Source organism: Mycobacterium sp. (assembly GCF_049585075.1).
GTDB lineage: Bacteria > Actinomycetota > Actinomycetes > Mycobacteriales > Mycobacteriaceae > Mycobacterium.
Map to the genome: position 1 here is coordinate 1 of NZ_JBAUZA010000357.1, position 7418 is coordinate 7418.

General features: G+C 65.3%; 7 protein-coding genes and 1 pseudogene. 2 read left to right on the forward strand and 6 right to left on the reverse strand.

Annotation, left to right across the window (positions count from 1 at the left end; all coding sequences use genetic code 11):
• Window positions 1-687: pseudogene (locus WB785_RS16770) on the forward strand (serine/threonine protein kinase); the annotation flags it as partial.
• A 20-nt stretch (window positions 688-707) separates the two neighbouring features.
• On the opposite strand, the gene WB785_RS16775 reads toward WB785_RS16770, so the two are convergent.
• Window positions 708-1886: a cytochrome P450 gene (locus tag WB785_RS16775; RefSeq protein WP_424080440.1), complete on the reverse strand. Its 1179-nt coding sequence runs from the start codon at window positions 1884-1886 to the stop codon at window positions 708-710.
• A 118-nt stretch (window positions 1887-2004) separates the two neighbouring features.
• Between WB785_RS16775 and WB785_RS16780 the strand changes: the two genes are divergently transcribed.
• Window positions 2005-2199: a ferredoxin gene (locus WB785_RS16780; RefSeq protein WP_424080441.1), complete on the forward strand. Its 195-nt coding sequence runs from the start codon at window positions 2005-2007 to the stop codon at window positions 2197-2199.
• Between the two features lie 32 nt (window positions 2200-2231).
• Here the strand turns inward: WB785_RS16780 and WB785_RS16785 are convergent, their stop codons facing one another.
• The 5 genes from WB785_RS16785 to WB785_RS16805 all read right to left on the reverse strand — a co-directional run.
• Entirely contained in the window at window positions 2232-2465 is a 234-nt protein-coding gene (locus WB785_RS16785; protein WP_424080442.1) for a hypothetical protein, read from the reverse strand.
• A 434-nt stretch (window positions 2466-2899) separates the two neighbouring features.
• Window positions 2900-4123 (reverse strand): PPE family protein, encoded by a 1224-nt coding sequence (locus tag WB785_RS16790; RefSeq protein ID WP_424080446.1) that lies wholly within the window; start codon window positions 4121-4123, stop codon window positions 2900-2902.
• Window positions 4124-4139: 16 nt separating this feature from the next.
• Window positions 4140-4439: a PE family protein gene (locus tag WB785_RS16795; RefSeq protein ID WP_424080443.1), complete on the reverse strand. Its 300-nt coding sequence runs from the start codon at window positions 4437-4439 to the stop codon at window positions 4140-4142.
• 370 nt (window positions 4440-4809) lie between these two features.
• Window positions 4810-6075 carry a PPE family protein gene (locus WB785_RS16800; protein ID WP_424080444.1) on the reverse strand — a complete coding sequence of 422 codons (1266 nt, stop codon included), beginning with the start codon at window positions 6073-6075 and terminating at the stop codon, window positions 4810-4812.
• Between the two features lie 354 nt (window positions 6076-6429).
• On the reverse strand, window positions 6430-7418 hold a 989-nt coding region (locus WB785_RS16805), incomplete at its 5' end, for a PPE family protein (RefSeq protein ID WP_424080445.1).

Below are 7418 nucleotides of genomic sequence, written 5' to 3' on the forward strand. Positions count from 1 at the left end.
GGGTTGGGCAGCGCGGCGGCTGCCCTGTGCCTCGGGCTACTCGCCGTCGGCGTCGTGATCGGCCGCAGCAACGACACCGGGCCCAAACAAGCCTCCGCCCCGCTGACGGCGATCCGAAGCTCCGCCCCAGCCGCTGCCCCGACGACGACCAGCAGCCGTAACTTTCCCGGTCCGGGAGAAGCGCTCGACGGGTCCTACCGCGTCGAGGTCAATCGCGAACAGCAGACCTATGACAGCACTCCCGACCCGCAACCGCCAAACGTCAGCACCTGGTGGGCTTTCCGAACTTCGTGCACACCGACCGCCTGCGTTGCGACCGGGACCATGCTGGACGACAACGACCATCAAAATCTGAGCCCGGCAAGTGGTGATAAGCCGCTGGTGCTGGATTTCCGCGACGGGGCCTGGCAGTCGCGGCCGGACAAGGTGGTGTTCGCCTGCCTCGGGCCCAATGGAGCGCCGGCCAAACAAACCACCACGCAGACAATCCGGCTGGAGCAATCGCACGGCGCGCTGCGCGGCACGATGACGGTCACCGTCAACAGCGACGAATGCGGCCAACAGGGTGCGACGATCGAGATCCCGGCGGTAGCCGCGCACGTCGGCGAGGTACCGCCGAGAGTAGCGGTGCCAAGTCCGCCGCCGATCGCGCCACCTGAGCCGGCTACGCCGACGCCGACCCGCTGACGCCCATTGGCGTTTGCCGGTCAGTCGAAAATCAGCGGCAAACTCTCTAGCGCGAAAGTCTTACTGGGAAAACGGATTCCGGGCTCGTAGCCGGGGGCCAGGTGGAACTCCGGGATTTGCTTGAGCCATTCGTCGACGATCACGGTCAGCTCCATCCGGCCCAGGTGAGAACCCAGGCAGCGGTGCGGTCCGCCGCCGAATCCCCAGTGCCGGTGCACCTTACCGTCCATGACGAGTTCGTCAGTCGAGATCGAGTCACTGCCGTCGCGGTTGATGGCGGCCATACACAAGTGCACCGAAGAGCCCTTGGGCAACATCATGCCGCCAACAACGGTGGTCTCGGTAAGCACCCGGGGCGCCACCGGTGCGGACGGCTCAAGGCGGACGATCTCTTCGATGAAAACCCGGATCTGCTTCGGGTTGTCCCGAAGCATCCTCCGTAGGTCCGGTCTGCGCGCCAGCTCCAGCAGCGAGAAACCGATCGACGCGGTCACGGTGTCCAACCCGGCCAGGATTAGCAGGTGGCTCATGCCCAGCAGTTCCAGGTCTGTGAAATCGCCGTCACTGGCCATCACCGCAGACAACATGTCCGAACCAGGGTTTTGCCGGCGGCGCTTGATCACGTCCGTGAGGTACTCGAACATTGCGCGGGCCGGCTCCGCGACATCGGTCGCGGTGACGTACGGTTTGTCGGCGATGATGGTGTCTTTCCAGGCGATCAGCATGTCGCGGTCCTCCAACGGCAGGCCGTAGAGGTCCAGGAACACCTGGAAGGGATACAGGCTCGCCAGATCCTTCATGACCTCGCACTCGCCTCTGTCGGCGAGGGTGCCGATCATCTCAGCGGCGTGCCGCTGGAGCACCGGTCGTGACTTGCTCAATCCGTGCGGGCTGAAGAACGGCTGCAGGATTTTGCGGTACCGGGTGTGTTCTGGCGGGTCGAACGCCAGGGGAACTACCGGTATCGGGCTGCCCGGAGGTTGAAGAGCCAGTCGCGACGAAAAGACCTTGGGGTTGCGCAACGCTGCCAGGACGTCCTCGCGGCGGGTCAGGTAGTAATAGCCGTTCATGAACACCACCGGCCCGGCGTCTCGCAACACCTTCCACCCCACGCCGCGGTCGGCGCGCATCGGCAGGGAGGTGTATTCAAGGCGCGGCAGGTGAAAGTCTCCGTAGAGGCTTTCATTCAGGGTGCTCATACCCGCTCTTCCCGTCGTCCGTTGTCGTGGTTCGCCTCCGCCTGCGCGGCCGCGCGACTTTCAACATGGTAAGTGTCTTCTAGAATCGGCAGGTGTCCGGTCGAGGGAGGACAGCGCGATGAAGGTTCGTCTCGAACAATCGAAATGCGTTGGGCATGCGCAGTGTTATGCGGTCGACCCGAGACTTTTTCCCATCGACGAGTCCGGCTATTCCATCCTCGAAGAACACGAGGTGCCTCTCGAGGACAAGCAGGCGACTCGCGACGGTGTCGCAGCCTGCCCGGAGATGGCACTAATCCTGGAAGAGGATTGAATTGGCTTGCAGCACCTGCTAGTTGACGTCGATCACCGTTCAGTGTCCGGCAGTTGCGGGAACCGCCCCCGCAACGCCTGGAGCAGACGCTGGACTTCGTCCATGCGCGCGCGGATCTGAATCAGGTCCCACGGCGCGGAGCAGTCGTTGCCGAGGTGTCGATCCGCAGGCCCCGGTATCCGGTGCGCGAGGTCGTGTAACTCGGCGGACTCGGCCAGGAGAAGCCTTTCGAAGACCCGGGCCTGAGCGACCTCGGCAGGCGTCACCGGGCGCGGCATTACGGTGGCCGATGCCAGCGTCCGACGACCGTTAACGACTTTCGCGCCTAGCCGAGCCTGGTTGTATTCGGCGGGTGCAGCCCATGGCCCGCGGCTATTTCGGGGCCTCCGCGACAATGCCAGAGAAGCAGATGAATTAGCCGGTTGCACCATGAGTCTCTCCTGCCCGTGACCCCGATTGTTCACCCATCCGAAACCTACTCCCCTACTTCCATATGTCTCTAGGTCTCCGGAAGATATTCCTACTGTTCATGTTTGGGCCACAGAAGCGACACCAATTGACGCCGAGCATTTACCTTGATCCGGTCGATAGCGCGCGAATGAATCAACGGCGTCCGCGGCTCGGGGCCATCATGGAACCCCAGCGCGATCGCCGTTGACTCAACGAGTTACGCGTCGAGCGTGGCTGCGCGGCCTAGTGATCAGCCGGCGAACGGTGGCCGGGCCATCACTGTGGGTTTGAACCCATAGCGGGGACCGGATCCACCTAACTGCCCCATGCCGGCACCAGCCAGTGGCATACCGCCGAGCAGGTTTCCGGCACCGCCGCTTTCCGGGGCGGCGCTGACGCTGCTGATCGCGAGCGGTGCATGCGGGGCCGCCAACGGAGCTCCGCCGATCCACGACGGCGGCACCGCCAATTTGCCGACCGCACCGGCGCTGCCCAAATTGGCGGCCACTCCTGAGCCGACGGCACCGCCGCCGCCACCGCCCAGCATGCCGCCAAGGCCACCTAAGCCGCCGGTTGCGGCAGGGGCCGCGGCGGCCGCGGCGGGACCGCTGAGCAGGCCCGTGGTCTTCGCGATCTGAACAAAGTTGTTGCCCATACCAATGCTGAAGTACGGCAAACCCTCGGTGTTGTAGAAGAAGCTTGCGTAGGGCGCGTAATCGTTGACCAACGCTGACAGCGACGTCGGGATGACCGTCGTCCCGAAGATGAACGCAAAAAGCTGTGTAAAGGGGTCGGTCGCCGTGGTGGCCGCCGAGGTGGGCGACGCGAGGCCTTGCAACGAACTCTGCAGCGACGAGGTGAGCTGCGACAAGATGTTCTGGGAGCTGGTGGCGGCTGAGTTGCCCTGGGCCGCACTGACCGCGGCGGATTGGGCGGCCGTCCCTGCGGCGTTGGTTGTTGCCGTTGGCGAGGCGAACGGCGTCGCCTGGGCGGCAGCCGCCGACTGGCCCGCATAGGCATACATCGCCGCGGAGTCCTGGGCCCACATCTCGCCGTATTGCGCCTCGAGCTGCGCAATCAACGGGGTGTACTGACCGAATACGTTGGCCTGCACCGCTGCGGCGGTCTCGGCACGGTTAGCCAGCACAACCGGCGGCGGAACCGTCGCCGCGAACGCCTGCTCGTAGGCAGCGGCAGCTGTCCTGGCCTGGGTGGCCGCTTGCTCGGCCTGCGCGGCGGTGCTGCTCAACCACGACACATACTGTTGCGCGGAGCTTGCCATCGACGTCGATGCCGGCCCCATCCACTCGTCGCTGACCAGCTGTGTGACCACCTTGTCGTAACCGGTCGCGGCCGAACTCAACTCTGCGGCAAGCCCATTCCACGCTGTTGCGGCGGCTTGCAGCGACGACGAACCCGGACCGGCATACATGCGGGCCGAGTTGATCTCGGGCGGTAGCGCCCCAAAATCCACCACTGGTCTTTTCCCCCTAGAGAGCGGCAGCCGCGTTGGCGGCCTCGGTGGCTGCGTAGGACCCGGCGCTGGTGCCCAGCGTGTTCACGAACATCTCGTGAATGGCTGCGGCCTGCGCGCTGACCGCTTGATACAGCTGGGCGTGCGCAACGAACTGCGCCGCCGTCAGCGCCGAAACCTCGTCGGCGGCAGCGGGAACCACCCCGGTGGTCGGGGCCGCTGCGGCGGCATTCTGTGCGTTCACCCCTGAGCCGATCCCCTGCAGGCTGCCGGCCGCTGCCGACAATGCTTCCGGCTGCGTGGTCACGAACGACATCCGGTTTCCTCCTCAATAACCGTAAGTTTTTCGACCTTCAGGCACGACAAAGGCCGTCTGATAAGAGGTTAGATGGTCACTGTTGGACAACGCCCTGACGAGGCCAACTGTTCACACCTATACCGCCACTGTTCATCCGCTGGTATCAGGTGTTCATCATGAATTTGGTTGTCCGTACGACGTGCCGCGATCTGCAGGAACACACCGATTCCGACGACCGTCGTCGACGCACGATTTGTGGGCAGCGTAAGCCGCTTATTGCCGGTGGCGGATAAAAATCTTGTCGCGGATAAAGGGCTACCGGTGCGGGTGCCCGCAGCGGCCAATTGCGATGGCCCGGCGCTCACTTCGCTCGAAACCGGTGACTGCATTAGCCGGCCGAGGGTGGGCGTGGCATGACGGCGTGGCGGAAGCCGTATCGGACGACGAAGCCGCTGGTGCGTCGGCCGCTGACGGCGTTGCTCATTGGCATCCCGTTGAGCATGGCATTCGACGTTGGTGCGATCGGACGGACCGAGTTGGTGAGCATCGCCGGGCCCTCGGCCTCCATCGCTGGCGGCGTCGTAGCAGGCCAACTCGGAGGGACCGACAGCCGCCCGAGGGTGCTGGCCTGGCCGATACCTGCCGACACCGGTGTGCCGTGGCCGAAGGGGGCCAGACCGGCGAATTGCGGTGTGGGATACCAGGCACCGCCCGAGCCGGCCGTGGTGCCCAGACCGAATGTCGTCTGCTGTCCGATGCTCGCGCCGAATTGCCCGAGACCCACCCCGAAGTACGCCTGGAACGTTCGTCTCAGGGTATCGATCTGTGGGTTGGTAACGCTGGTGCCCAGCCAGCCGCCGCTGCCGACCCATTGCCAAAACGTTTCGCCGGTGCCCAGGAAGCCGCCGCCGGTCGTGGTGGTGGCGCCGGTCGTGCTGCCCGTCGTTGCGACGGGGACCGCGGTGGTTTGGGTTGCGGTGGCGCTGGCGGCCAGCGGTGTGGTGGAGGTCGAGGTCGTCGAACCGGTTGTCGATGCGGCGCTTTGCGCGGTGGTTTGGGCGGCGTTGCCGGCGCTGGTTTCGGTGGCTTGGGCGACGGCGGCGGCTTGGCTGCTGTTGGCGTCCTGGCTGGTGGTCTGTGGTGGGGTGGCGAAGGGGGTCACCTGGGAGGCGGCTGCTGCGGCGCCGGCGTAGCCGTACATGGCCGCGGCGTCTTGGGCCCACATTTCGGCGTAGAGGGCCTCGGTGGCCATGATGGCCGGGGTGTTTTGGCCGAAGAAGTTGGTGGCGATCAACGCCATCAGCAGGGCGCGGTTGGCCTCGATGACCGGTGGGGGCACGGTCATTGCGAACGCCGCTTCGTAGGCGGCCACGGCTGCGCGGGCCTGGTTGGCGGTCTCCTCGGCCTGAGCGGCGGTGGTGCTGAGCCAGTTGATGTAAGGCGCGACGGCGGACAGCATCGTCACCGACGTCGGACCAATCCACGGACCACCGGTCAACTCGGCAATCGTCGACCCGTAACCGGTGGATGCAATACCCAGTTCGGCAGCCAGCCCGTCCCATGCCTCGGCGGCAGCCAGCATTGGCCCGGGGCCAGGACCCGAATACATCCGGCCCGAATTAACCTCCGGCGGTAACAGCCCGAAATCCAGCACTAAACCCCTCCGTCAGGAAGCCACGATCGCGTTGGCCGGTTCGGCCGACAGCAACCCGAGGCGGCCCCCCAGCGTTGTCTTGAACTGCACAGTAAAGCGCGGTAAGTGGTCACAGACGAAATGCACTTTCTTTCTTCGGTAACCCTCGGCGGCAACAACATTGAGCACGCGTGCTCGTCACTGAAACAGTCGCTCGCCTGCGACATTAGATGGCGATTGGGGCCGTCGCCGCTACCGACGCCGACTATTCATAACCGGACAGCCACTATTCATCCGCGCGCAACTGCCGTTCATCCATTGTTGGGCTTTCCGCCATCCGCTGGCCGCTGGATGCCGGAGCCTAAGTGGCCCAGATCACCCGCCGGCCGGTGAGAACGGAACCACCGTGGAACGGAGCTCAAACCGGCTTGGCGCAGCCGAACTGGTGCGTCCGGCGAGATTGGTGATCGGCATCATCGGGGGCATCGCACTCGGTGCGCCCGCGTGCGCTGCCGGGATGGCGCTGCCGCCGAACGGCGTCGCCGTGGCCGCGCTCGTAGCAGGAACTGCGCCCGTCCAGCTGGATGGCACCGACAGCGGGCCGACAGAAGTGGCCTGACCCAGCCCAGCAGTAATGGCGGGCGTAGCCATACCGGCGAAGCCGGTCGGCGCGAGCAGGCTGCTGCTCCCAGCCGACTGGACGACCCCCAACTCGTTGGCCGCGGTGTTGACAGCGCGAGCGGCGTTTGCCGTGCTGCCCGCGGTGAACAGCCGGGAGAGCATGCTCATCGGCATTGTCGCCATCCGCAATGGTGTGCTCAGGCTGTTCAGCATCGACAATGACGATGTCGAGGACGACGACGACGTCGAATCGGTCGCGGACGATGCGAGGCTTTCGATGCCCTGGGGTGATGCAAGGCTTTGCAAGGTTTGGGGCATTCCGGAAATCAGCTGCGGACCCGACGACATGAGCGTCTCGGCATCGGTCCCGCCGGAGGTGCCGGCGGCCTGGGCGGCCGCGAAGGCCTGTCCTGTCAGCCCTGTCGGGTTGGTGGTTTGCGGTGGCGTGCCGAACGGTGCCACCTGCGCGGCGCTCGCCGAGGCGCTGGCGTAGCCGTACATCGCCGCGGCGTCCTGCGCCCACATTTCGCCGTAGTGGGCCTCGGTGGCGGCGATGGCCGGGGTGTTCTGCCCGAGGAAATTCGTCGCGACGAGCATTGCCAACAGGCTCCGATTCGCGGCGATCACCGTCGGCGGAACTGTTGCGGCGTAAGCGGTTTCATATGCTCCGGTCGCCGCCGCGGCTTGTGCCGCGGCCTGGCCAGCCTGATCGCCGGTGGCGCTGAGCCAGGTCACATATGGTG